Source organism: Duganella sp. OV510 (assembly GCF_900100205.1).
Classification (GTDB): Bacteria; Pseudomonadota; Gammaproteobacteria; order Burkholderiales; family Burkholderiaceae_D; genus Rugamonas.
In genome coordinates this window covers 346,952-371,851 of record NZ_FNEQ01000007.1, presented here as the reverse complement: position 1 = coordinate 371,851, position 24,900 = coordinate 346,952, and the positions used below count along the sequence as shown (strand labels likewise).

The following is a 24,900-nucleotide window of genomic DNA, read 5'->3' as shown; positions in this document are numbered from 1 at the left end:
TATGTCGTCTGCAATCTCCCGTGCGCCGCTGCCCATGCGCGACGGCGTTGCGCCGAGCTTCCTGTATCTGCCGGAGGGCGACTGGCCGGACATGATCCAGTTCCTGGTGGCGCGCTTTCCGGATGTGCCGGAGGCCGTGTGGCGTGAACGCATGGCGCGCGGTGACGTGGTGGACGGCGAAGGCAGGCAGGTGCTGCCGACCAGCCGCTTCAAGCGCGGCCTGCGCATCTTCTACTATCGCGAGCTGGAAGCGCCGGAGACGCCGATTCCGTTCAAGGAGGAGATCCTGCACATGGACGAGCACCTGGTGGTGGTCGACAAGCCGCACTTCCTGCCGGTGATACCTACCGGCCGTTTCCTGCACGAGACGCTGCTGGTGCGCCTGCGGAAGACGCTGGGCGAAGAGGACCTGACGCCAATCCACCGGCTGGACCGCGAGACGGCCGGCGTGGTGATCTTCTCGCGAAATGCGGCCAGCCGTGGCATCTATCAGTCGATGTTCCAGAAGCGCGTGATCGACAAGGAGTACGAGGCGCTGGCGCCGCGCCTGCACGATGTGCAGTTCCCGTTTACCTATCGCAGCCGCATGGTGGAGGGCGACAAGTTCTTCACGATGAAGGAAGTGGAGGGCGAACCGAATTCGGAAACCGCGATCGACGTCGCCGAGCATCGCGGCGAGCTGACCTTGTACCGCCTGTTTCCGCACACCGGCCGCCAGCACCAGTTGCGCGTGCATCTGTCGTCGCTCGGCATCCCGATTGTCAACGATGCCTTCTATCCGGTGGCGCTGCCGTGCAAGCAGGACGATGTGTCGCAGCCCTTGCAGCTGCTGGCGCGCGCCATCAGCTTCATCGATCCGATCAGCGGCGAATGGCGCGAGTTCCGCTCGCGCCGCACGCTGTAACGGTCAGGCCGACGCCTGCGCGATATCGACCGTGATGTTCTGGCCGATCAGCAGGATCTCGCCGCCGCTGGCATTGCTGTGATAGGCCTTGTAGCCGCCCTGCACGCCATCCGACTGCCATTCCGCGCCCAGATGAATGAACGAGCCATTGTACTCAGCCGTGATGGTCATCTTGCCGGCATCGCTGGCGGTGCGCACGCTGGTGCCAGTGAGAATCGTCAGATCGTTGGCGTAGCTGGAACCGAAGTGGAGTTCTTCGATACCTTGCACGTTCAGGCTGGCGCTCCCCAGCGTTAAGGACTGGACCTGCGTGTTGGCCGTCAGCTTGTCGTTGCCCAGGCCGCCCCGGATGGTGACGCCATCGATTGTGCTGCAGTAGATGGTGTCGTTGCCATTGCCGGTGGTGATGTTGGCGCCGAAGCCGGTGCTGACAAAGTTGCTGCCGTTGCCGGTGATGACTTTGCTGTCATTGCCCACCACCACAAAGGCGTCGTCGCCGGTGGTGATCTGGTCGCCGTAGCCACCGCCGCCATCCACCCTGGCGCGCGCGCCGACGGTGATGTAGTCGATGCCGCCGCCGGCGTACAGGGTGATGTCGTTGTATTCGGGGTGGTCGTAGCTGGCTTCGCGCGAAGTCAGGTAATAGGTGGTGCCGGTGACGTTGCCTGCCGCATCCGACAGACGCACACCATATTCAACGGCATGCGCCAGGTCCAGCCCCGCCAGAGTCCAGCCGGCGTGCGTTGCATCGGTCGGCGTCAGTGTCGCCTGCTGCCAGTTGGCGCCATGATCGAGCGTGATCTGCACGATCTGGTCCGAGATGGTGGCGTTGGTGGTGAGCGTGCCGGTCAGGCTGGTGTGGGTCTCGATGAAGTGATTGCCGGTCAGCGTGTCGTTACTGAAGCCTTGCGTATCGACCGTGATGCTGGCCACGCTGCTGGCGGTCGCCGTGTTGCCGGCGACATCCACCACGCGCGCCTGTAGCGCATGCGTACCATCGCCCAGCGTGCCATCGATATCGATGTCTACGGTGCTGCGCGGCGCGGAGTTGTACTGGTTGACGCTGAAATAATCATCGCCGTAAAACAGGTCGCCGGACTGGATCACATAACTGCCGACCACCGCCGAACCATTGCTGACATCGATGATCTCGATGGTGTCGCCGGCATGGAAGCCGTGCAGACCCGCCACGTTCAGCGTCACCGTCGCCGGATGGTTGGTCAGGCCGTCGGTGGAGGAAATACCGGTATCGCTGCCGCTGGCCAGGGCCAGCGCATGACCGCCCAGCGACACGGTGCTGGTAATCAGCTGGTAATCGCTGTAGGTGACGGTGCCGCTGCTGCTGCCGTCGGTCACGCGGGCTTGCAGGTAATGGTTGCCGCTCAGCAGCGTGGCGTTGACCTGCCAGCTGCCATTTACCGCGCTGGCGTTCAGCCAGGTCTGGCCGTCGTCCACCGACACCTGCAAGGTCTGGCCGTTGTGCAGCGTGCCGCTGTAGCTGCCACTGATGGTCTGGCCGGCGATGTTGGTGACGCGGTCGATGTCGCTGCTGCCGCTGTCATTGGAAAAGCTGATGCCTTCGCTGATATAGGCCTCGATTGGCGGCGTGTAGGCGACGCCATACACATACTTCTGGCTGACGGTGGCGCTGCTACCGCCGGCCACGCTGCTGACGCGCGCCAGCAGCGTGCCGTCGGTGCCGCCGGGCAGGTTGGCGGTATCGATGGCGCCGTGGTAGCTCCAGGTGCCGCCGGCGCCCGTGGTGGCCTTGTGCCAGCTGGCGCCGTTGTCCAGCGAAACCTGGATGAACTGGTTGGCGGCCAGCGTGCCGCTGTAAGTGCCGCTGACCTGCTGGTCCAGCGCATCGGTGATGTAGTCGCTGTTGCTGACGCCGGTGTCGGTGAAATGGATCGTGCCGGTCACCACGGCGCTTGGCGTGGCCGGCGGCGCGGTTGGCGTGCCGCTGGCGGTGAACGGGAACAGCTTCGGCGAGCTGATGGCGCTATTGGTGTTCAGGCTGCTGTCCTGGACCGCGCCGGCCTGCATGGTGACGCTGTAGTTGATGCCCGTCCGCAGCGGCGTGCTCAGGGTGATGACGACGTCCTGGCCGAGGTACTGGATTTGCGCATCGCTGTCGTCCAGCGTGCGCACATCGGTGGCGCCGACAATACGGGTCGACAGGCCGTTGGAACCGATATAGGTCTGCGCAAAGCCATCACTGATAATGATATTGCCGTTGTTGGCGCTGACCGCGCGGTCGAAGTGCAGCGTGACGATGTTGCCGGAATAGGCGATCGACTGCAGTGCAAACGACGCAGTGGGATTGGGAGTGATGACGGACATGGCGATTAGGAAGTTATCAGCGCGAAACACCCATGATAACAATGAAACACAACCATTTCCAATTAGTTAAGCTTATAAGCGACGGCGAAACAACGGTCGGGCGGTGCCCGACCGGATCGGCGTCAGGCGCCGTATTCGATGGTCAGCGGTGCGTGGTCGGAGAACTTTTCTTCCTTGTAGACGGCGACGGTAGTGGCCTTGGCGGCGATGCCAGGGGTGGCCACGTGGTAGTCGATGCGCCAGCCGACGTTCTTGGCGTAAGCCTGGCCACGGTTGCTCCACCAGGTGTATTGCTCTTCGCGCGGATCGAGACCGCGGTGCACGTCGACATAGCCGACTTCGTCGAAGATGCGCGTCATCCAGGCGCGTTCTTCCGGCAGGAAGCCGGAATTCTTCTTGTTGCCCTTCCAGTTCTTCAGGTCGATTTCCTTGTGGGCGATGTTCCAGTCGCCGCAAATGACCACTTCGCGGCCTTCGGCGTGCAGCTGTTGCAGGTGCACCATGAACAGGTCCATGAAGCGGAACTTGGCTTCCTGGCGCTCCGGGCCGGACGAACCGGACGGGCAGTAGACCGAGATCACCGTCAGATTGCCGAAATCGCAGCGCACATAACGGCCTTCGGCATCGAACTCCGGCGAGCCGAAGCCGATTACCACGCGGTCCGGTTCCAGCTTGCTGTAGACGCCGGTGCCGGAATAGCCTTTTTTCTCGGCGTAGTGGAAGTGGCCATGGTAGCCGCCCGGGTTGAGGAATTCCGGCGTCATGTCAGGCGCTTGCGCCTTGAGTTCCTGGACACAGACGAAATCGGCATCCTGCTTGGCCAGCCAGGTGAAGAAGCCTTTGGACGAAGCGGAACGGATGCCGTTCAGATTGGCGGAGATGATTTTTGGCATAGAAGATTCGGTGCAGAAATAACGGAATGCGCTAGTGTAGCGGTAAAATACCGGCACTTTAAAGAAATGAGGCATCATGGAAAACTTACGTCAGGAATTTATTGCGTTTTCGGTCAAAAGCGGTGTGTTGCGCTTTGGCGAATTCACCACCAAGGCGGGCCGCCAGTCGCCGTACTTCTTCAACGCCGGCCTGTTCCATGACGGCGCCACGCTGGCGCAGGTGGCACAGTTCTACGCACAAACGCTGCTGGATTCTGGCGTGCAATTTGACATGCTGTTCGGTCCAGCCTACAAGGGCATCACGCTGGCGTCGGCGACGGCGGTAGCGCTGGCCGGCAAGGGCCGCAACACCTCGTTCGCCTTCAACCGCAAGGAAGCCAAGGACCACGGCGAAGGCGGCACCATCGTCGGCGCCAAATTGCAAGGCAAGGTTGTCATCATCGACGACGTGATCTCGGCCGGCACCTCGGTGCGCGAATCCGTTGAAATGATACGTGCCGCCGGCGCCGAACCGTGCGCCGTGCTGATCGCGCTGGACCGCATGGAGCGCGGCGGCAAGGATGGCCAGATCTCCGCATTGTCGGCAGTGCAGGAAGTGACGCAAAAGTATGGCATTCCAGTGATTTCGATCGGCAACCTGGACGACCTGTTCGGTTTCCTCGACGGTGCCGGTGCCGATCCGCAACTGGCGCAGCACAAGGACGCGGTGGCGGCCTACCGCAGCCGTTATGGCATTGTTTAATTGGCCATCTTGCTAGACTTTGATATTTCTATGGTGTAACCTTCTTAAAGGTAGGAGACCATATAAGGTAGACCATGAATATCGCAACATTGAAGGTGCACGGCGACCCTGAAGGCCTGGCGGACGTCCGCGACGGCCTGCCAAGCGAGCCGCACGGCGACTGGCAAAAAGGCGACGTCAAGCCGAACGGCCGGGTGCGCATCGATTCGGGCTTTTACGTGGCCATCGGCACCGAGCCGAATCCGGCCGAGCTGCTCAAACAGGTACGGTTTTACCTGGGTGAATGCCGCGCGCGCGGCATCCACTTCGAGCGTTCCGATGTGGACGCCGAGCTGCGCATTTCCTTCCCTACCGAACAGGGTGCCGATTCGCCAACGCTGGACCTGTCGCTGGCCGACATGACCATGCTGGTCGAGATGGGCATCAATCTCAGCATCACCGCCTAAGCACGCGATGCGGTTTGGCGAGGACCGGCTTAGCCAATTCAGCGCAGGGCAGGGCGTGTCGCGTCGTGTGCACGTGTGGGAGCCACCCGCGCCGCGCGCAGTCATCCTGGCCATCCACGGCGGCATGGCCCACGGCGGTGACTACGTCACGCCGGCGCTGTATTTCCGCCAGCACGGCATCGCCACCGTGGCCTACGACCTGTGCGGCCACCAGGATGCGCGCCGGGTCGACATACCCGGCTTCCACGTTTTTCTTGATGATAGCCACCTGTTCCTGCAATGGGTGAAGCAGCAGTATCCCGGCCTGCCGGTGTATGTGATGGGGCACTCGATGGGCGCGCTGATCGCCACCCACCTGGCGCTGGGCAGCTTTGCCGGCGAGGCGGCGGTGCACGGCTTCATCCTGTCGTCGCCGTACTACGTGAATGCGATCAAGGTATCGCCGCTGCTGCTGGCGCTGGCCGGCGTGCTGGGCGCGCTGGCGCCGCGTATGAAGGTGCCGCTGGCGCCGCTCACCCACCAGCTGACGCACGACAGCGCCATCACCGAACGTCACTACCAGGATGAGCGCGACGGCATCCGCGCCACCGAAATCACGGTCCGCTTCGGCAACGAGCTGACGGCGGCGCAGCAAGGACTGGCGGCGCGCATGCCGCAGTGGACGCAGCCGCTATTCGCGGTGGTCGCTGGCGACGACAAGCTGGCCGACGCAGATGCCGCCGAGGCGATGCTGAAATCGGTGCCGGCGCACCTGCTGACCTATCAGCGCCATCCGCAGAACTTCCACGAAAACTTCAACGAGCTTAATCGCGAGCAGATCTTTGCCGACATCCTGGCATGGATAGCCCGCTAAGCACCTATTCCAGCGTCCATACGTATTGCACTTTCTGCCAGGTGGCGAAGGGCTTGCCGGCCTTGGTGGCGGGTTTGAACTGGCATTTGCCGATGCCGCTGCGGGCAGCTTCGTCCAGGTCCGCATGACCGCTGGTGCGCTCGATCCTGGAGTTGTTGACCCGGCCGTCTTCACCCACTTGGAACGCCAACTGCACGCGGCCGGTGCGGTTGGCGGCAATGGCGCCTTGCGGCCATGCCGGCTTGGTGCAGGTGTTGAAGTCGATGACTGCCGCTCTGGTGACCGTGGTGCGTTTATCGGCGGCGGTGGCTTGCGCGTAGATTGACAGGCAGACGGTGGCAACCGCCAGCATGGCAAGGGCGGCTTTCCAGTTCAGTGATTGCGGGCTTGGACGCAGCAGGTGCTGGATGCGCAGCAGCAAATGTCCGCCATTGGCTGCCAGCGCCAGTTGCTGGCCGCTGAAGCGCAGCTTTTCCAGTTCCGAGAGTGCGAGCGCCAGGCGGCGCGGTTCACCCAGGTGCTGCGCGGCGAGACGGTCGGCGATCAGTTCACGCTCGACGCGGATGCGGCGCGAGATCCACCACACGGCAGGATGGTAGAACAGCAGCGTTTCGATCAGATTTTGCAGCAGGTTGACCAGGTAATCATGGCGCTTGATATGCGCCATTTCGTGCGCCAGCAGGGCGTGCAGCAGGTCCGGCTGCATGCCGGTCAGCAGCGCTGCCGGCATCACCACCACCGGGCGCCACCAGCCGGCGGTGACAGGGCTGGCCAGCGTGGCGGTCACGCGCAGACGCACCGCGCGTGCGATACCGAAGGCTTGCGCCAGCCGCGCAAGTTCGGCTTCCCAGCGCTGCTGGTGGGGATGCGTGTCGCGCTGACGGCTGATGCGCGCTATCCATCGTAGTCCTGCCAGCATGCGCAGCGCCAGCACGGCGGCGCACAGCGCCCACAGGCTGACAATGCTGCGCAGCGAATCGCGCAGGTTGAACCAGCCTTGTTCCGGGCCGAAGCCGTAGATGCCTAGCTGGAAGCCGTGGATGCTGGCGCTGCTGGTCGCACCATCGCCGGTGAGGCGTTGCCACAGTTCCAGCGCTGGCCAGCAAAGACAAGCCAGCAACGCGCAGCAGGCGGCCAGGTAGCGGTATTCGGCGCGGCTGTTGCGCAGCAGCGTGAGGACGACGGCGGTGGCGCAGCCGATCAGCAGGCCTTGCCAAAGGAAGTGCATCAACGTCATGCCAAAGGCGAAAGTGAAGGCACTCATTTTTTGTCCTCCCTCAGCAGCCGCTCGATTTCAGCGCGTTCCTTCCTGGAGATGCCGGTGCGCAGCGCGGCCAGCACCAGCGCCTTGGCCGAGCCGGCGAATGCTTTCTGCATCAGGTCTTTCAGCAGGCTATTTTGCAGCGTGTCCTGCGCCTGTGCCGGAGCGTAGATATGCGAGCGCTGGCTTTCGTTGCGCGTGAGAATGCCCTTGGTGTGCATGATCTGCATCAGCCGCAGCACAGTGCCGTAGGCGAGGTCCGGCTTGTCGGCCAACATGGCCTCGTGCACCTGCTTGGCCGTGGCTGCGCCCAGTGGCCACAGCGTTTGCAGCAGCTCCAGTTCCCCGGCTGTAGGTTTGGGAATGCTCACGACACCTCCTGCCCACTCGTTGCGAAAACTCTAGCGTAGACCTTCTAGACAAAAATGTATACTGGATGTTGGAAAGTGGTGATGCAGTCGGCACTTGCCGGATCAATGGCCGGTTAGGGCGCGCCGCACGCGCAAGCCGGGGCGTTCGATTGCTAGGTGGAGCAGGGCGGCGGCGGCCAGGGATGCTGTGGTGTAGACAGCGAAGGACAGCAATGGCGCTTGCTGGCCGAGTTCGGGCAGCAGGGCGTCCAGCCAGGCGTAGATTTGTTTGTGCGTCAGATAGAGGCTGAATGCCAGTATCGCCATCGGCCTGGCGCCGGGCAGGGGGCGGCGACCGATCCAGGTGGCGGGGCTGATGGCGCCAGCCAGCAGCAGCGTGCAGCCTAGGGCGATCAGCGGAAACAGGATGGTCGCGCCGACCGCGCTGTCGAGTTTCATCTGCGAGCAGGCGGCCATGACGACAGCGCCGGCTGCCAGCAGAATGCGGCCATGGCGCAGCAGTGCGTCCCACCACGCCGGGCGGAAGGCACGGCACGCGGCCAGGCTCACGCCCATCAGCAGGCCGTCCAGGCGCGCGTAGGTCGGGTTGTAGATCAGGCTGATGAAGGCATGCATCGCCTCGCCGGCATCATCGAGGTGCGGCACGACTTGCGTGTGCCACAGCCAGCCGCGCAACAGCATGCCGCCGGCAATCAGGCCGAGGACCAGTGCGATGGCGCGGTACATCGTGAGGCGGCGCGCCAGTAGCCAGGCGAACAAGGGAAACAGCAGGTAGAAATGTTCTTCAACGCAGAGCGACCACGCGTGGGAGTACGCGGCTCCTTGCCGCCAGTCCGGCGCGAGATTGAGCGTGAAGGTGAGGTACTTCCACAGTGGTTGAAGCGCGCCGCCTTCGGTCGATGGCAGCAGCACATACAGCGCCAGGACCGCGTAATAGGCGGGCAGGATGCGCAGCGCGCGGCTGAGCATGAAGCCGCGCCATTGCGGTTCCTCGCCCTGCGCGTAGGCGCGCAGCAGCTGCCAGCCGATCAGATAGCCGCTGAGCACAAAGAACAGGTCCACGCCCATCCAGCCATGTTCCACCAGCGCCGGCATGGGAATGCCATGGCTGCTGACGTGGTACAGCATCACCGCGACGATGGCCAGCGCGCGCAGCAGATCAATTCCCGGAGCGCGTGTCATCGCTGGGTGCCCTGTATGAAAAAGGACGCCGTAGCGCCCTTCGGGTTTTAGCCGGCCAGCTTGGCCTTCAGCAGCTCGGTGAGCTGCGCCGGGTTGGCCTTGCCGCGCGAGGCTTTCATCGCCTGGCCGATCAGCGCGTTGATCGCCGCTTCCTTGCCCGCGCGGTACTGCTCAACTGATTTCTCGTTGTTGGCAATCACCTCGTTGACGATGGCTTCCAGTGCGCCGGTGTCGGAGATCTGCTTCAGGCCTTTCGATTCGATCAGCGCGTCGACCAGATTGTCGTCCTCCGACCTGGCTGCCCACATGTCGCCGAACAGTTCCTTGGCGGTCTTGTTGTTGATGGTGCTGTCGGCGATACGCTTCAGCATCAGCGCCAGTTGCGCCGGTTTAACCGGGGCGTCGGCGATGTCCACGCCTTCGCGGTTCAGCGTCGACGACACGTCGCCCATCAGCCAGTTGGCGGCGGCCTTGGCGTTTTCCTTGCCGGCGGCATCCACCACGGCGACAAAGTAGTTTGCCATGGCTTTCGACTGGGTCAGCACCAGCGAGTCATAGTCCGGCAGCGCATATTCATTGACGAAGCGTGCGCGCATGGCCGCCGGCAGTTCCGGCATCGCGCCTTTGACCTGCTCGATCCATGCGTTGGAGATGACCAGCGGCGGCAGATCTGGATCAGGGAAGTAGCGGTAGTCCTGCGCGTCTTCCTTGCTGCGCATTTCGCGCGTCTCTTTGCGATCCGGATCGTACAGACGGGTCGCCTGCACCACTTTGCCGCCGTCCTCGATCAGTTCGATCTGGCGGCGCACTTCAACGTGCACCGCTTCTTCGATGAAGCGGAACGAGTTCAGGTTCTTGATCTCGCAGCGGGTGCCGTATTCCGTCTGGCCTTTTGGACGTACCGAGACGTTGATGTCGCAACGGAACGAGCCTTCCTGCATATTGCCGTCGCAGACGCCCAGCCACATCACCAGCGAGTGCAAGGCCTTGCAGTAGGCGACGGCTTCAGCGGCGCTGCGCAGCTCCGGCTCGGAGACGATTTCCAGCAGCGGCGTGCCGGCGCGGTTCAGGTCAATGCCGGACATGCCGGCATAGTCTTCGTGCAGCGATTTGCCGGCGTCTTCTTCCAGGTGGGCGCGGGTCAGGTTGACGGTCTTGGTGACGAATTCGCCATCCTTCTCGTAGCCGAACGACACGGCGCCGCCCAGCACCACCGGATCTTCGAACTGGCTGATCTGGTAGCCCTTCGGCAGGTCAGGATAGAAGTAGTTTTTGCGGGCGAAGATCGAGGCCGGCGCGATTTTCGCGCCAACGGCCAGGCCAAAGCGGATCGCGCGATCCACCGCCTGCTTGTTCATGACCGGCAGCACGCCAGGCAGCGCCAGGTCAACCGGGCTGGCTTGCGTGTTGGCTTCGGCGCCGAAGGTGGTCGGCGAGCCGCTGAAGATTTTAGATGCGGTAGTGAGCTGTACGTGGTTCTCAATACCGATGACGACTTCCCATTCCATATTATTCTCGCTTGGTTTGATTCTTAGATGCCGGCCGGAGCGCGGGTGTGCCAGTCGGTCGCCTGTTGATAAGCGTGAGCGACGTTCAGCAGCTTTGCTTCGCCAAAATGCTTGCCGATAATCTGCAGGCCGACCGGGCGGTCTTTCGCGCCGAAGCCGACCGGGATCGACATGCCAGGCAAGCCGGCCAGGCTGGTCGACAGCGTGTAGATATCTGCCAGGTAGGCGGCCACCGGATCATCCGATTTGTCGCCCAGGTCCCACGCCACGGTGGGCGCCACCGGGCCCATGATGACGTCGCATACGGCGTCCGGGCCGTTCAGCACTTTTTCGAAATCCTGTGCGATCAGGCGGCGGATCTTCTGCGCCTTCAGGTAGTAGGCGTCGTAGTAGCCATGGCACAGCACATAGGTGCCAACCATGATGCGGCGTTTGACTTCGTTGCCGAAGCCCTGGTCGCGGGTCTTGCGGTACATGTCCTGCAGGTCCTTGTAGCCTTCGGCGCGGAAGCCGTAACGCACGCCGTCAAAACGCGACAGGTTGGACGAGGCTTCGGCCGGTGCGATCATGTAGTAGGCAGGAATCGACAGCTTGGTGTTCGGCAGCGAGATGTCGACCAGCGTCGCGCCCAGTTCGACGTACTTGGCCAGCGCAGCGCGCACCGCGTCTTCCACGTCTTTCGACAGGCCTTCGCCGAAGTATTCCTTCGGCACGCCGATGCGCAGGCCGGTCAGCGGCTGGCCCAGCTCGCGGGTGTAGTCTTCGTCGACGCCGCCCAGTTCCGGCGTCAGCGAGGTCGAGTCGCGCTCGTCGAAGCCGGCCATGGCGTTCAGCAGCAGTGCGCAGTCTTCGGCGGTTTGCGCCATCGGGCCGCCCTGGTCCAGCGACGAGGCGAACGCGATCATGCCGAAGCGCGACACGCGGCCGTAGGTTGGCTTGATGCCGGTGATGCCGCAGAACGAGGCTGGCTGGCGGATCGAGCCGCCGGTGTCGGTGCCGGTGGCGGCAGGCGCCAGGCGCGCGGCCACGGCGGCGGCCGAACCACCGGACGAACCGCCAGGCACGGCGCTTTTATCCCAAGGATTCTTCACCGCGCCGAAGGCCGAGTTTTCATTGGCCGAGCCCATGGCGAATTCGTCGCAATTCAGCTTGCCCAGCGTGACCATGCCGGCTTGCTGGAACTTCTCGACCACGGTGGCGTCGAATGGGCTGACGTAGTTGGCCAGCATTTTCGAGCCGGCGGTCGAGCGCCAGCCCTTGGTGACGAAGATGTCCTTGTGGGCGATCGGCACGCCGGTCAGCGGCGTGGCGGTGCCGGCAGCGATGCGCGCGTCGGCGGCGGCGGCTTGCGCCAAGGTCAGTGCGCGGTCGACGTGCAGGAAGGCGTTCAGGTCGCTTTGCTCGATGCGGTCGAGGAACTGGGTCGCCAGTTCGGTGGCGGTGATCGCTTTGCTTTGCAGGAGGGCGGACAGCTCTTTAATGGTTTTGGTGTGCATGGCGTTTCAATTCAGATGCGTGATCGGTAAAGGTGGCAGGGCGCGGCGCGCCGGTGACGCGATCACCTTATTCGATCACCTTGGGCACCAGGTACAGGCCGTCCTGGGTCTTCGGTGCCACGGCTTGATAGTCGTCGCGGCGATTCGGTTCAGCGGCCACGTCTTCGCGCAGGCGCAGGGCGATGTTGTTCATGTGCGCCGCCAGCGGATGGCTCAGCGGGGCGACGCCGTCGGTGTCGACCGCTTGCATCTGCTCGGCCAGCGCGAAAATGCCGTTCAGCTGCTCCAGCGCGGTGGCGCTTTGCTGCTCGCTCATCTCAAGTTGGGCCAGTTTGGCAATGCGGGTTACGTCGGTTATGGTCAGGGACATGGCGCGAGGTTAGTTGTGATATTGATAAAAAACTTGAAATTCTGCCTATCCGTCGGTATCTGCCGACGAATGCCGCCTAAATCGCGGTCTCAGGCACCACACTTTTGCGTGGATTTTCGGTAAATCGCAGTCAAATTATAAGGTAGAATGGCGGGTTGATGCGTTGTCGGCGCTGAATCATTGCTGCCGCCGCATTTCGGACAGAATTTTTTACTCAACGGTTTACGCGCACATTGGTAGCGCCACAGGACACTTTAATGTTTGGTTTTTTACGTCGTTACATTTCCTCCGACCTGGCCATTGACTTGGGCACGGCCAACACCCTGATCTACGTTCGCGGCCAAGGCATCGTTCTGGATGAACCTTCGGTCGTGGCGATTCGCCAGGAAGGCGGCCCGAATGGCAAGAAGACCATTCAAGCTGTCGGTAAAGAAGCAAAACAGATGCTGGGCAAGGTGCCTGGCAATATCGAGGCGATCCGCCCGATGAAGGACGGCGTGATCGCCGACTTCACCGTCACCGAACAGATGCTGAAGCAGTTCATCCGCATGGTGCACGACTCCAAATTCTTCCGTCCTTCGCCGCGCATCATCATCTGCGTGCCGTGTGGCTCGACCCAGGTGGAACGCCGCGCGATCCGCGAATCGGCGCTGGGCGCCGGCGCTTCGCAGGTGTACCTGATCGAAGAGCCAATGGCGGCAGCAATCGGCGCCGGCCTGCCAGTGTCGGATGCGACCGGCTCGATGGTGGTCGACATCGGCGGCGGCACCACCGAAGTGGGCATCATCTCGCTGGGCGGCATGGTGTACAAGGGTTCGGTGCGCGTTGGCGGCGACAAGTTCGATGAAGCCATCGTCAACTACATCCGCCGCAACTACGGCATGCTGATCGGCGAGCAGACCGCCGAGGCGATCAAGAAGGCCATCGGTTCGGCCTTCCCAGGCTCCGAAGTCAAGGAGATGGAAGTCAAGGGCCGCAACCTGTCGGAAGGTATCCCGCGTTCGTTCACCATCTCGTCCAACGAGATCCTGGAAGCGCTGACCGACCCGCTGAACAATATTGTCTCCGCCGTCAAGAACGCGCTGGAGCAGACGCCGCCGGAACTGGGTGCCGACATCGCCGAAAAAGGCATGATGCTGACCGGTGGTGGCGCGCTGCTGCGCGACCTGGACCGCCTGCTGATGGAAGAAACCGGCCTGCCGGTGCTGGTGGCCGAAGATCCACTGACCTGCGTGGTGCGCGGTTCGGGCATGGCGCTGGAGCGCATGGATCAACTGGGCTCGATCTTCTCCTACGAGTGATCTGACAAAACCGGGGCCGCCAAACAGCGGCCCCGGTTCATTTGGGTGAGTTGACAGTCTCGTTGGCGCGCGAGCGCCGGATTATTTGGAAGTCATGGAATACAGTCCTCCGCCACTTTTCAAGCAAGGCGCTTCGGCCCGGGTCAAGGTGATGGTGTTTGCGTGCATCTCGATTGCACTGCTGCTGGTCGACTCGCATATGCGCAGCCTGGCCACGATCCGCCAGGTGGCCGGCACCGTGCTGTATCCGTTGCAAATGGCGGCCCTGCTGCCGCGCGACGCCATCTACGGCGTCGGTGATTATTTCTCTACGTTGTCGTCGATGGAAAAGCAGGTGAACGAGATGAAGCGACAGCAGATTCTCAATTCGCAGGCTTTGCAGCTGGCGCAATTGCAGGCAGCGGAAAACGCCCAGCTGCGCCGCCTGCTGGACGCGCGCCAGCAGGTGCCGGTCAAGTCGATGCTGGCCGAGGTGCTATACGACGCGCGTGACGTCAACAGCCGCAAGATCATTCTTGACCGCGGCAGCCGCAATGACGTGGCACTGGGCCTGCCGGTGATCGATAACCAGGGCGTGGTCGGCCAGGTCACCCGCGTGTTCCCGTTTACTTCCGAGGTGACGCTGCTGTCCGACAAGGAGCAGGCGATCCCCGTGCAGCTGCTGCGCAATGGCTTGCGCAGCGTGGCCTATGGGCGTGGCAAGTCGGGCAATCTGGAGCTGCGCTTTACCGCGCCGAATGCGGATATCCAGGTGGGCGATATTGTCGTGACTTCCGGTCTGGATGGCGTGTATCCGGCCGGCCTGGCGGTGGCGCGCGTGACGCAGGTGGAGAACAGTGCCGGCGGTTCGTTCGGCGGCGTGATCTGCCAGCCGCTGGCCGGCATCGCCAATAATACGCAATTGCTGATACTGATGTCGACGCCGGAGATGCCACCGCGTCCGCCGGCCGAGGAGCTGCGCGCGCCACGCAAGGGCAATAACAAGATGGCGCCGGTCAAGGATGTGCCGAAGGAGGGCGAAGGCCAGCCTGCCGCCACGACGAGCGGCGCCGCGCCGGCTGCCGCCACGCCAGCCGCCAACGGCACGCCCGGCCTGATCCCGGTCCTGCCGCCACCACCGGCGCCCAAGCCGGCAGCCACCGACGCCGCTGCAGCGGGCGCCACGCCGGCCGCCGCAGCCGTGCCGCCTGCCACGCAGCCCGCTGCTGCCGGCGCCAAGCCAACTGCCGGCGCTACCACTCCGGCCACGCAGCCCGCTGCTGCCGGTGTCAAGCCGACTGCGGGCGCTACCACTCCGGCCACCCAGGCCGCTGCCGGCGCAGGCGTCAAGCCTGCGGCCACGAACGCAGCGCCTGCCGCCACCGTGCCTGCCGCGCAGGCGCCGGCTGCCGCCAACAAACCCAAGGAGCCGGCACGATGAATCGTCCGCACTACATCCTGCTACCGGTCAGCCCGCTGTTCATCGCCTTCAGCCTGCTCGGGGCGTTTCTGCTGAACCTGCTGCCATGGGGACAGTTCATCGGCGTGCCGGATTTCGTCGCGCTGGTGCTGGTGTTCTGGGGTGTGCACCAGCCGCGCAAGGTCGGCATCGGCACTGCCTTCATGCTTGGTCTGCTGATGGATGTGCACGACGCCACGCTGCTGGGCGAGAACGCCCTGTCGTACACGCTGCTGTCCTATTTCGCCATCATGATGCACCGCCGTGTGCTGTGGTTCCCGATCCTGACCCAGGCGCTGCATGTGTTTCCGCTGCTGCTGATGGCGCAGTCGGTGCAACTGATCGTGCGCTTCTTCGTCTCCGGCAAATTCCCCGGCTGGTTCTACTTCATCGAGAGCGCGGTGGCGGTGGCCCTGTGGCCGCTGGTGACCTGGCTGCTGCTGGCGCCACAGCGGCGCGCGGTGGACCGCGACCATACCCGTCCGATCTGACGCAGCGGTTCCGGCATGACTGAAATCAAGGACAACCAGCGCGAACTCCAGCAGTTCCGCCTGCGCCTGACGGTGATCGGCGGGATGGTATTTTTTTGCTTTGGCCTGCTGCTGATGCGTTTCATCTGGCTGCAAGTGATCAAGTACAACGACTTCGCCGTCAAGGCGGAAGAAAACCGCATCGCCATCGTGCCGATCGTGCCTAATCGCGGCCTGATCCTGGACCGCAAAGGTGTGGTCCTGGCGCGCAACTACTCGGCCTACACGCTGGAGATCACACCATCCAAGCTGCACACCACGCTGGATGAAGCCATCGACGAGCTGTCCAAGCTGGTGTCGATCGACGTCAAGGACCGCCGCCGCTTCAAGAAGCTGCTGGACGAGTCGAAGAGCTTTGAAGGCGTGCCGCTGCGCACCCGCCTGACCGATGAAGAGGTGGCGCGCTTTACCGCGCAGCGCTTCCGCTTCCCCGGCGTGGAAGTGCAGGCGCGCCTGTTCCGCCAGTACCCGCTGGGCGAAACCGCGTCGCACGTGATCGGCTACATCGGCCGCATCAACCAATCCGAGGTCAAGGCGATCGAGGCCACTGACGATGCCGCCAACTACAAGGGCACCGACCATATCGGCAAGGAAGGCCTGGAGAAAAGCTACGAGAAGCACCTGCACGGCCAGACCGGCTACGAGGAAGTGGAAGTGTCGGCCGGCGGCCGCGCCATCCGCACGCTGTCGCGCACGCCGGCCACGCCGGGCCATAACCTGATCCTGTCGATCGATATCGAACTGCAAAAGGTGGTTGAGGAAGCCTTTGGTGAATGGCGCGGCGCGTTTGTCGCCATCGAACCGGAGACTGGCGACATCCTTGCCTACGTCTCGCGTCCGGGCTATGACCCCAACCTGTTCGTCGATGGCATCGACTCGCAAAGCTGGAACGAGCTGAATACCTCGCTCGACCGGCCGATGGTCAACCGTCCTCTGTCCGGCACCTACGCGCCAGGCTCCACGTTCAAGCCTTTCATGGCGCTGGCCGCGCTGGAGCTGGGCAAGCGCAATGCCGCTACTGCGTATCCCGATCCGGGCTTCTTCTACCTGGGCGGCCACAAATTCCGCGACGATAAAGTCGGCGGCCATGGCAATGTCGACCTGCGCCGCTCCATCATCGTCTCCTGCAATACCTATTACTACCAGCTGGGTAATGACATGGGGATCGACTCGATCACCAAGTTCATGGCGCCGTTCGGCTTCGGCCAGAAAACCGGCATCGACCTGGATAACGAGAAGATCGGCGTGCTGCCGTCCAAAGAGTGGAAGGCCAAGCGCTTCAAGGGCAACGCCGGGCGCTGGGTCGGCGGCGACACGATTTCGGTGTCCAACGGCTCCGGCTACAACTCCTACACACCGCTGCAGATCGCCCACGCCATGGCCAACCTGGCCAACGACGGCGTGGTGATGAAGCCGCACCTGGTGAAGATCATCGAAGACGGCGGCACCCGCGCGCGGCGCCTGACCGTGCCCAAGGAAAGCTACCGCATCCCGCTCAAGCAGGAAAATATCGACATCATCAAAAGCGCGATGGTCGGCGTGAACAGCGAACCAGGCGGCACCGCCTACCGCACCTTTGTCAACGCCGGCTATACCTCCGGCGGCAAGACCGGCACCGCGCAGGTGGTCGGCATCAAGGCCAACGAGAAGTACAACAAGTCGGCGCTGGCCGAGCGCCTGCGCGACAACGCGCTATACGTCGCCTTTGCGCCAGCCGACAAGCCGAAGATCGTGGTCGCCATGGTGGTGGAAAATGCCGGCTGGGGCGCGGAGATCGCCGCACCGATCGCCCGCAAGGCGCTGGACTTCTACCTGCTGGGCAAGCGCCCGGCCGACAAGGAAACCACCAAGGTACCGAAAGAAGACGCGGCCGAATTTGTGCCGATCGAGGACCCTGAGGCGGCCGAAGCCGTCGCCGCCGCGCGTGAGTCGCAGCGTGACCCGGCGCCTGCGCCGGCTCCGCAATCGCCGGCCGTCGCCCCTGCACCGCAACCGGCGACGCCGGAACGGAAGAAACAATAAGGACCACTACACCATGCGCATCCATGAAAGACGCTCGCTGTGGCGTCGAATGCGGCCATACTTCACCGTCTTCGACGGCCCGCTGACCGTCATCCTCGTCATGCTGCTGACAGTCAGCATGGTCACGCTGTACTCGGCCAGCATAGGCATACCCGGCAAGATGGAAGACCACATGCGCAACATCGTGCTGTTCTTCTTCGTGATGTGGGTGGTGTCAAATATCTCGCCGCAGATGATGATGCGGATTGCGGTGCCGGCCTATGCGGCCGGCGTGTTTCTGCTGGTGTGCGTGGCGCTGTTTGGCATCATCAAGCTGGGCGCACGGCGCTGGCTGCACGTCGGCATCGACATTCAGCCCTCGGAATTCATGAAGATCGTCACACCAATGATGCTGGCGTGGTACTTCCAGAACCGCTCCGGCCATCTGAGCTGGCGCGCGTTCGGCGTGGCCACGCTGTTGCTGGCGGTACCGGTCGGCCTGGTGGTGCGCCAGCCGGACCTGGGTACCGCGCTGCTGGTGATCGCCGCCGGCTTCAGCGTGATCTTCCTGGCCGGCCTGGCGTGGAAGGCACTGGCAGCCTTGCTGCTCGCCGGCGCTGCCGCGCTGCCGGTGATCTGGTCGGTGCTGCACGACTACCAGCGCGAACGCGTGATGACGCTGATTGACCCGACCACCGACCCGCTGGGCAAAGGCTTCCACATCATCCAGTCCACCATCGCGGTAGGCTCGGGCGGCCTGACCGGCAAGGGCTGGACCCATGGCACCCAGGCCCACCTGGAGTTCATCCCCGAGCGCACCACCGACTTCATCTTCGCCGTCTATTCGGAAGAATTCGGCCTGGTGGGCAACCTGATCCTGATGGTGCTGTACCTGCTGCTGATCGGCCGAGGCCTGATGATCGCCGGGAATGCACCCAACCTGTTCACCCGCCTGCTGGCTGGCGCGATGACCATGATTTACTTCGCCTACGCCTTCGTCAACATGGGCATGGTCAGCGGCATCCTGCCTGTAGTGGGCGTGCCGCTGCCGTTCATGAGCTACGGCGGCACCGCGCTGGTGACGCTCGGCCTGGCCGGCGGCATCCTGATGAGCATCCAGCGGCACCGCAAACTGGTGCAGACCTGAGTTGACCGAGTTTAAGGACAACGAAGCGGAGATGCGCCAGTTCCGCCTGCGCGTCACCGTGCTGGGCGGGCTGGTGTTCCTTTGCTTCTTCCTGCTGCTGGCGCGCTTTATCTGGCTACAGGTGGTCCAGCACGATACGTATGCGGTCAAGGCGGAGGAGAATCGCATCTCGCTGGTGCCCATCGTGCCGAACCGTGGCCTGATCCTTGATCGCAACGGCGTGGTCCTGGCGCGCAATTACTCGGCCTATACGCTGGAGATCACGCCTTCCAAGCTGAACGCCACGCTGGATGACACCATCACTGAGTTGTCCAAGCTGGTGGCGATCGATGTCAAGGACCGCCGCCGTTTCAAGAAACTGCTGGAAGACGCCAGGGGCTTCGAGAGCGTGCCGCTGCGCACCCGCCTGAGCGACGAAGAAGTGGCGCGCTTCAGCGCCCAGCATTTCCGCTTCCCTGGCGTGGAAGTGCAGGCGCGCCTGTTCCGTCAGTATCCGCTGGGTGAAACCGCATCGCACGTGGTCGGCTACATCGGCCGCGTGAGCCGTGCCGAAGCTGATGCGCTGGATGACAGCGACGATGCGGCCAACTACCGCGGCACCGACCATATCGGCAAGGAAGGGCTGGAGAAGAGCTACGAAAAACTGCTGCACGGGCAGACCGGCTACGAGGAAGTCGAGAAAACTTCCGGCGGCCGCGCGGTGCGCACCTTGTCGCGCACGCCGGCCAGACCGGGCAGCAACCTGATACTGTCGATCGACATCGAATTGCAGAAGATCGTCGAGGAAGCCTTTGGCGACAGGCGGGGTGCGCTGGTGGCGATCGAACCAGCGACCGGCGACATCCTCGCCTACGTCTCGCGGCCGGGCTACGATCCCAACCTGTTCGTTGACGGCATCGATGCGCAAAGCTGGGACGAATTGAATAACTCGCCGGACCGGCCGATGATCAACCGGCCGCTGTCCGGCACCTATGCGCCGGGTTCCACCTTCAAGCCCTTCATGGCGCTGGCGGCGCTGGAGCTGGGCAAGCGCACGCCGTCGCAGACGACCTATGATCCCGGTTTCTACATGCTGGGCGGGCACCGCTTCAATGACGACGTAGTCGGTGGCCATGGTTCGGTGGACATGCGCCGGTCGATCATCGTGTCATGCAACACCTATTACTACGAACTGGGTCACGACATGGGCATCAACGCCATTCACGACTTCATGCAGCCGTTTGGTTTCGGCCAGAAGACCGGCATCGACCTCGAAAGCGAAAAGACCGGCGTGCTGCCATCGCCGGAATGGAAAAGCCGGCGCTTCAAGGGTGCGGCCGGACGCTGGGTCGGTGGTGATACTATCTCGGTCAGCAACGGGTCCGGCTACAACGCCTACACGCCTTTGCAGATTGCGCACGCTGTGGCCAATCTGGCAAATAATGGCGTGGTGATGAAGCCGCACCTGGTGAAGACGGTGGAAGACGGCGTCTCGCGCGCGCGCCGGCTGACAGTGGCGCAGCAGAGCTACCGCATTCCGCTGAAGCAGGAGAATATTGATTTCATCAAGAGCGCCATGGTGGGCGTGACCAGCGAACCGGGTGGCACCGGCTACCGCGCCTTTGGCGGCGCCGGCTACACGGTGGGCGGCAAGACCGGCACCGCGCAGGTCATCACGATCCGCAAGGGCGAGAAGTACAACGCCGCCAGACTGGCCGAGCGCCTGCGCGACAATGCGCTGTTCACCGCCTTTGCGCCGGTCGACCAGCCGCGCATCGCGCTGGCCATGGTGGTGGAAAACGCGGGCAAGGGTGGCGAGGCTGCCGCGCCGATTGCGCGCAAAGCGCTGGATTATTACCTGCTGGGCAAGCGACCGCAGGAGAAGGACAAGAACAAAATGGAAAAACAAGATACGGTGAATGGCAATGCGCCGGCAACGTAACCATTTGCCGCGCGTCGGCGTGCTGGCGGCGGCGCTGGTGCTGGTCGGCTGCGGCACGGCACCGGTGGTGGAGCGTACACCGCGTCCGGTGCAGATACCGGCGCCGGTGGTCAAGCCGCCGACCGTCAAGAAGATCGATCCCTCGCTGCCGGTGCTGCCGCCGGCGAATTCGGGACGTGGCGGCTATTATCAGGATGATGGCCCGGGCGATGCACCGCCGGCCAACCTGGCCGACACGCCGGACGCCGATGTGCGCAACGATCCGCTGCTGCCGCGCTCCAACCGTCCGTACACCGTGTTTGGCAAAACCTATACGCCGATCACCAACGAGGAGCCATTTACGCAGATAGGCGTCGGCAGCTGGTACGGCAAGAAGTTCCATGGCCAGCGCACGTCGTCCGGTGAACTGTACGATATGTACAAGATGACCGCCGCGCATCCAACGCTGCCGATTCCCTCCTACGCGCGCCTGTCCAATATGGTCAGCGGCGCCACCGTCATTGTGCGCATCAATGACCGGGGGCCGTTTCACGCCAACCGCGCCATCGATGTCTCGTACACGGCGGCGCTGAAACTCGGCCTGCTGGGCAAGGGCAGCCATGAGCTGAAGATCGAGCGCATCCTGCCGGAAGAAATTGAGCGCATACTGGCTACGCGCGAAGGTCTGTCCGGCAGCACCAGGCCACGCCTGACGCCGGAGTCCAAAGACCGCTTGCCATCGTCTACGCCTGGCGCGTCGACGCCACCGCCAACGCCGACTGTTACAGCGAAGATGATCGAGACGCCGCTGGTGTTGACGCCGGCCGCGCCAGCCGGAGCCACCACTGTGCAGGCAAGCGTACCGCCGAAGGATATCGAAGCGTTGATGCTGGCCGACCGCTCGCCGGCAGATTATGCGGCGCCGGCGACGCCGGGCTTGGCCGGCGGCTTCTACCTGCAACTGGGCGCGTATTCGCGCGCTGAAAACGCTGAAGCCATGCGCAGCAAGCTGGGTGGAAAATTCAACCTGATGGAAGTGGTGCAGGGTGGTGCGGTGTTCCGCCTGTTCGGCGGCCCGTTCGCGACGCGCCAGGAAGCGCAGCAGGCGGCACAAGGGCTGCCATCGACGCTGGGCCTGAAGCCCATCATCGTGCAGCGCTGATTATTTGCAGTTGCGGAGCTCCGCGTTGGGGAAGCCGGCGCGGATTTTTTCCAGCTTTGCTTTAAGCCCGGCGTCGACTTCGCGGAACTGGAAGGCCAGCAGCTTGCTGCCGCTCATGCGCGGCGCCACGCGCGCGGTGCGTACGCCTTGTTTCATCAGCATCGCCAGCTGGTTCTGCGCAGCGTTCTCGGTCTTGAACACGCCCAGCGAAATGCCCCAGCGCAGCGGCGAGTTGTCGGACATGATGAAGTAGTTGCTGACGCCCAGTCCACGCAGTTCAGCGGCCTTCTTGTCGGCTGCCTCCTTGCTGCCCTGCGGCGGGATATGCACGATATAGCTTGAAACCTCGGTGCCCGGCAGGTTGTGGCGCGACTGGCGGTCACCCAGGTTCAGCGGCTCCAGCTGGGCTTCGAAGCGGCGTGCGTCGGCCAGCACGAAGCTGGCGATTTCGATGCAGGCCTGGACCTCCGGCGCCGGCCTGGTTTCGGCGACCGCCGTGGCGCTGGCTTCCGCCGCGTGGTTGGCCCTGTCCGCCGTGATGATGGCCAGCTTGTTGGCGTTTAGCTGGTTCAGCATGCGCTCCGGCTCGCGCTCATTGCCGCTGAAGTGGCCCAGGTAGCCGCGTCCATACGCGAACAGCGCGGCGTTCACGGCAAGCAGGGACCAGAAAATAAACTTCAGCACAAGGCGTTCCTTATTCGGCGCGAACTGCGGCATGCAGTCCGGTCAGCACGATGTTTTCGACGATACGGTACGGCACTTTCAGCATTGGCGCAATATAGGGTGCGGCACCGCCGGAGATGATGCAGGCGCCGGCCTGGTGGGCGGCACAGGCATGTTCGATGGCGCCGCTCTGCGCGGCCAGGATGCCGCTCAGGATGGCGTCGTCGGTGTTGTCGGCAAATCCGTCCGGCAGCTTACCGTCTTGCGCGATCTGCGGCAACTGCGCAGTATTGCGCGCCAGCGAGCTGGCCATCAGGCCAAGGCCGGGCAGGATCATCCCGCCGAGGAACACACCGTCCGCCGTCACCGCGTCGATGGTGGTGGCGGTGCCGCAGTTGACCACGACGACCGGTAGGCCAGGCACCAGCGCGTGACCGGCAATGGCGGCGGCAAAACGGTCGCAACCCAGCTGCGCCGGATTACGGTAGCCGTTGGTGACGCCAGCCAGCGCCGGCAGCGAGGCAAACCATTCCGGCGTCAGGTCCGGCAGACAGCGCTGCAGCACGTATTCCAGTTGCACGCGCAGCGCGTTGCCGGCCACATTGGCAATCAGGATGCGCTGCACCGCGTGCCCGGACAGCGCCTCGCTCCAGGCCAGTTCCAGCTGTGGCATGTCGGCGTGGGTGACAGCGCCGTGGGTGGTCCATGCGCCCAGCGCCGCGTCTTCCGCCGCCAGCGCCCATTTGACGCGGGTATTGCCGGCGTCGATCAGTAATATCATGCTTGTGCTCCGGTTAATCGCAGCGATACATCGCCGGACAGGATTTCCACGCGCCCGGCATCGGTGTCGAGCAACAGGCGCCCGATGGCGTCAACGCCGGCGGCTCGGCCTTGCTGTATCACCGCGCCGTCATCAAGCAGCATCACTTCCTTGCCTTGCCACGCGTGCAGCGCATTCCAGCGCTCGGTGAACGGGGCGAAACCGGTGTCATCGAATTCCGCCAGCACGGCGGCCAGGCGGCTGAGCAGGGCGGCCATCAGCTGGTTGCGGTCCATCTGCGCCAGCCATGGTGCGCTGGCCACTTCGCGGCCGATCTGCGCTTCCAGTTCGTCCGGCATGACCAGGTTGATGCCGCAGCCGATGACAGCCCAGATGGCGTCGCCAGCCTTCTGCGTCTCGACCAGGATGCCAGCCAGTTTGGCGCCGTCGCGCAGCAGGTCGTTCGGCCACTTGATCTGCACCGGCACACCCAGCGCGCCGATGGTTTCGGCCAGTGCCACGCCCACCGCCATCGGCAGGCCGGACATCTTGTGCAGCGGTCCCTTGAACGGCCAGGCCAGCGAAAACATCAGCGCGGCGCCCGGTTTGGACAGCCAGGAACGGCCGGCGCGGCCACGACCAGCAGTCTGATTTTCGGCGATGCGCAGCAGCGGGCCTGACAGGCTGCCGATGCGCGCCAGCAGGTCGGCATTGGTGGAGCCGGTTTCGCTGACGACTTCAATGGCGATGTGCGTGGCCGATGTCGCGCAATGCGCGTTGATGGCGGACGCGGACAGCTGCGACGCTGCGGCTTGGGTCATGGCGATGTTCATATCAATGCGGCGCGGCGGGGCCGGCGGACTTGCGGGGTTTGTGCGGCGCCTTGCTGAAGGCCCAGTCGTAAACAGTGTTCGGCAGCAGGCGCAGCACCTTGGCGACCACGCCCATTTGCCATGGAATGACGGCGTAGCTATCGCCGGCGGCGATCACCTGCGCCGCGCGCGCGGCAAATTTTTCAGGCGCCATCAGGAATGGCATCGGATACGGATTCACTTGTGTCATTGGCGTATCAATGTAGCCGGGGCAGATGGTGACCACGCGGATGCCATAGGGTTTCATCTCCAGCCGCAGCGATTCGCAGTAGCTGATGACGGCAGCCTTGGAGGCGCTGTAGGCTTCGGCGCCCGGCAGACCGCGGATGCCCGCCACGCTGCCGATGCCCACCAGCCGGCCCGGCGTGCGCTGGCTGCGCATGGCGGCGATAAACGGCGAGAAGGTGGCGGCGGTGGCGGTGACGTTGGTGGCGATGATGTCGGCGAAGACCGCGATATCTTCCGCGTATTCGGTCAGCGTGCCGACCGAGATGCCGGCGTTGGCGATCACTACGTCAACGCCGCCGGCGTGCGCGAGGAAGGCTTGCGCTGCAGTGTTGATGGCGGCGTGGTCGCGCACATCAACCGCGTAGGCGCGGTGCTGCTGCGGATTGGGGAGGGTGGCGATCAGGGCGGCCAGCGAATCGCCACGGCGGGCCAGCAGGCCGAGGGTGGCGCCTTGTGCGGCGTACTGGCGGGCCAGCGCGGCGCCCAGGCCGCTGGAGGCGCCGGTGATAAAGACGCGCAAAGGCGTCAT

Annotated in this window: 23 protein-coding genes; 11 read left to right on the top strand and 12 right to left on the bottom strand. The window is 63.6% G+C overall.

Features of this window, described 5'->3' with window-relative positions:
- The first annotated feature begins 1 nt into the window (after position 1).
- Entirely contained in the window at positions 2-904 is a 903-nt protein-coding gene (locus tag BLS51_RS20045) for a pseudouridine synthase (protein WP_229207653.1), read from the top strand.
- A 3-nt stretch (positions 905-907) separates the two neighbouring features.
- On the opposite strand, the gene BLS51_RS20040 is transcribed toward BLS51_RS20045, so the two are convergent.
- Both BLS51_RS20040 and BLS51_RS20035 read right to left on the bottom strand, forming a co-directional pair.
- Positions 908-3,247, bottom strand: a complete 2,340-nt coding sequence (locus BLS51_RS20040; protein WP_090187171.1) for an Ig-like domain-containing protein — start codon at positions 3,245-3,247, stop codon at positions 908-910.
- Positions 3,248-3,369: 122 nt separating this feature from the next.
- Positions 3,370-4,140, bottom strand: a complete 771-nt coding sequence (locus BLS51_RS20035; protein ID WP_090187168.1) for an exodeoxyribonuclease III — start codon at positions 4,138-4,140, stop codon at positions 3,370-3,372.
- A gap of 76 nt (positions 4,141-4,216) precedes the next feature.
- Between BLS51_RS20035 and pyrE the strand changes: the two genes are divergently transcribed.
- From pyrE to BLS51_RS20020, 3 genes are all read left to right on the top strand, one after another.
- Complete coding sequence (gene pyrE / locus BLS51_RS20030; RefSeq protein ID WP_090187164.1) at positions 4,217-4,882, top strand: orotate phosphoribosyltransferase; 666 nt, start codon at positions 4,217-4,219, stop codon at positions 4,880-4,882.
- Between the two features lie 74 nt (positions 4,883-4,956).
- Positions 4,957-5,328 carry a hypothetical protein gene (locus BLS51_RS20025; protein ID WP_090187161.1) on the top strand — a complete coding sequence of 124 codons (372 nt, stop codon included), beginning with the start codon at positions 4,957-4,959 and terminating at the stop codon, positions 5,326-5,328.
- 55 nt (positions 5,329-5,383) lie between these two features.
- A complete protein-coding gene (locus BLS51_RS20020) occupies positions 5,384-6,181 on the top strand; it encodes an alpha/beta fold hydrolase (protein WP_229207652.1) in 798 nt (265 codons plus the stop codon).
- Positions 6,182-6,185: 4 nt separating this feature from the next.
- Here the strand turns inward: BLS51_RS20020 and BLS51_RS20015 are convergent, their stop codons facing one another.
- The 6 genes from BLS51_RS20015 to gatC all read right to left on the bottom strand — a co-directional run bounded on the left by BLS51_RS20015 (position 6,186) and on the right by gatC (position 12,369).
- Positions 6,186-7,445, bottom strand: coding sequence for a M56 family metallopeptidase (locus tag BLS51_RS20015; protein ID WP_090187150.1), 1,260 nt, complete (start codon positions 7,443-7,445; stop codon positions 6,186-6,188).
- Positions 7,442-7,813, bottom strand: coding sequence for a BlaI/MecI/CopY family transcriptional regulator (locus tag BLS51_RS20010; RefSeq protein WP_090187147.1), 372 nt, complete (start codon positions 7,811-7,813; stop codon positions 7,442-7,444). The genes BLS51_RS20015 and BLS51_RS20010 overlap by 4 nt, the downstream gene beginning before the upstream one ends.
- A 102-nt stretch (positions 7,814-7,915) precedes the next feature.
- On the bottom strand, positions 7,916-8,995 hold the full coding sequence (locus BLS51_RS20005; RefSeq protein WP_090187144.1) for an acyltransferase family protein: 1,080 nt from the start codon (positions 8,993-8,995) through the stop codon (positions 7,916-7,918).
- 47 nt (positions 8,996-9,042) lie between these two features.
- Positions 9,043-10,503: an Asp-tRNA(Asn)/Glu-tRNA(Gln) amidotransferase subunit GatB gene (gene gatB / locus BLS51_RS20000; protein ID WP_090187141.1), complete on the bottom strand. Its 1,461-nt coding sequence runs from the start codon at positions 10,501-10,503 to the stop codon at positions 9,043-9,045.
- A 23-nt stretch (positions 10,504-10,526) separates the two neighbouring features.
- Positions 10,527-11,999: an Asp-tRNA(Asn)/Glu-tRNA(Gln) amidotransferase subunit GatA gene (gene gatA, locus BLS51_RS19995; protein ID WP_090187136.1), complete on the bottom strand. Its 1,473-nt coding sequence runs from the start codon at positions 11,997-11,999 to the stop codon at positions 10,527-10,529.
- 67 nt (positions 12,000-12,066) lie between these two features.
- Entirely contained in the window at positions 12,067-12,369 is a 303-nt protein-coding gene (gene gatC, locus BLS51_RS19990) for an Asp-tRNA(Asn)/Glu-tRNA(Gln) amidotransferase subunit GatC (RefSeq protein ID WP_090187131.1), read from the bottom strand.
- Positions 12,370-12,626: 257 nt separating this feature from the next.
- On the opposite strand from gatC, the gene BLS51_RS19985 reads away from it, so the two are divergent.
- The 7 genes from BLS51_RS19985 (at position 12,627) to BLS51_RS19955 (ending at position 21,848) form a co-directional block, all read left to right on the top strand.
- The gene (locus tag BLS51_RS19985) at positions 12,627-13,670 is read left to right on the top strand and encodes a rod shape-determining protein (protein ID WP_072789105.1); all 1,044 of its coding nucleotides are present in this window, start codon (positions 12,627-12,629) and stop codon (positions 13,668-13,670) included.
- Positions 13,671-13,764: 94 nt separating this feature from the next.
- Complete coding sequence (gene mreC, locus BLS51_RS19980; RefSeq protein WP_090187127.1) at positions 13,765-15,090, top strand: rod shape-determining protein MreC; 1,326 nt, start codon at positions 13,765-13,767, stop codon at positions 15,088-15,090.
- A complete protein-coding gene (gene mreD / locus BLS51_RS19975) occupies positions 15,087-15,599 on the top strand; it encodes a rod shape-determining protein MreD (protein WP_090187123.1) in 513 nt (170 codons plus the stop codon). Before mreC ends, mreD begins: the two co-directional genes overlap by 4 nt.
- A 15-nt stretch (positions 15,600-15,614) precedes the next feature.
- Positions 15,615-17,660, top strand: coding sequence for a penicillin-binding protein 2 (gene mrdA / locus BLS51_RS19970; protein WP_090187120.1), 2,046 nt, complete (start codon positions 15,615-15,617; stop codon positions 17,658-17,660).
- 13 nt (positions 17,661-17,673) lie between these two features.
- Entirely contained in the window at positions 17,674-18,786 is a 1,113-nt protein-coding gene (gene rodA, locus BLS51_RS19965) for a rod shape-determining protein RodA (RefSeq protein ID WP_090187116.1), read from the top strand.
- Position 18,787: 1 nt separating this feature from the next.
- Entirely contained in the window at positions 18,788-20,707 is a 1,920-nt protein-coding gene (gene mrdA, locus BLS51_RS19960) for a penicillin-binding protein 2 (protein WP_090187113.1), read from the top strand.
- Positions 20,691-21,848, top strand: coding sequence for a septal ring lytic transglycosylase RlpA family protein (locus BLS51_RS19955; protein WP_090187110.1), 1,158 nt, complete (start codon positions 20,691-20,693; stop codon positions 21,846-21,848). The genes mrdA (BLS51_RS19960) and BLS51_RS19955 overlap by 17 nt, the downstream gene beginning before the upstream one ends.
- Here BLS51_RS19955 and BLS51_RS19950 read toward each other — a convergent pair whose 3' ends face one another.
- Genes BLS51_RS19950 through BLS51_RS19935 form a run of 4 tightly spaced genes read right to left on the bottom strand, consistent with a single transcriptional unit; the run spans position 21,849 to position 24,900 of the window.
- Positions 21,849-22,532: an SPOR domain-containing protein gene (locus BLS51_RS19950; protein ID WP_090187329.1), complete on the bottom strand. Its 684-nt coding sequence runs from the start codon at positions 22,530-22,532 to the stop codon at positions 21,849-21,851.
- A 10-nt stretch (positions 22,533-22,542) separates the two neighbouring features.
- Entirely contained in the window at positions 22,543-23,292 is a 750-nt protein-coding gene (locus tag BLS51_RS19945) for a type III pantothenate kinase (RefSeq protein ID WP_090187105.1), read from the bottom strand.
- On the bottom strand, positions 23,289-24,092 hold the full coding sequence (locus BLS51_RS19940) for a biotin--[acetyl-CoA-carboxylase] ligase (RefSeq protein ID WP_090187325.1): 804 nt from the start codon (positions 24,090-24,092) through the stop codon (positions 23,289-23,291). The genes BLS51_RS19945 and BLS51_RS19940 overlap by 4 nt, the downstream gene beginning before the upstream one ends.
- Before the next feature lie 13 nt (positions 24,093-24,105).
- Positions 24,106-24,900 carry an SDR family oxidoreductase gene (locus BLS51_RS19935; protein ID WP_090187100.1) on the bottom strand — a complete coding sequence of 265 codons (795 nt, stop codon included), beginning with the start codon at positions 24,898-24,900 and terminating at the stop codon, positions 24,106-24,108.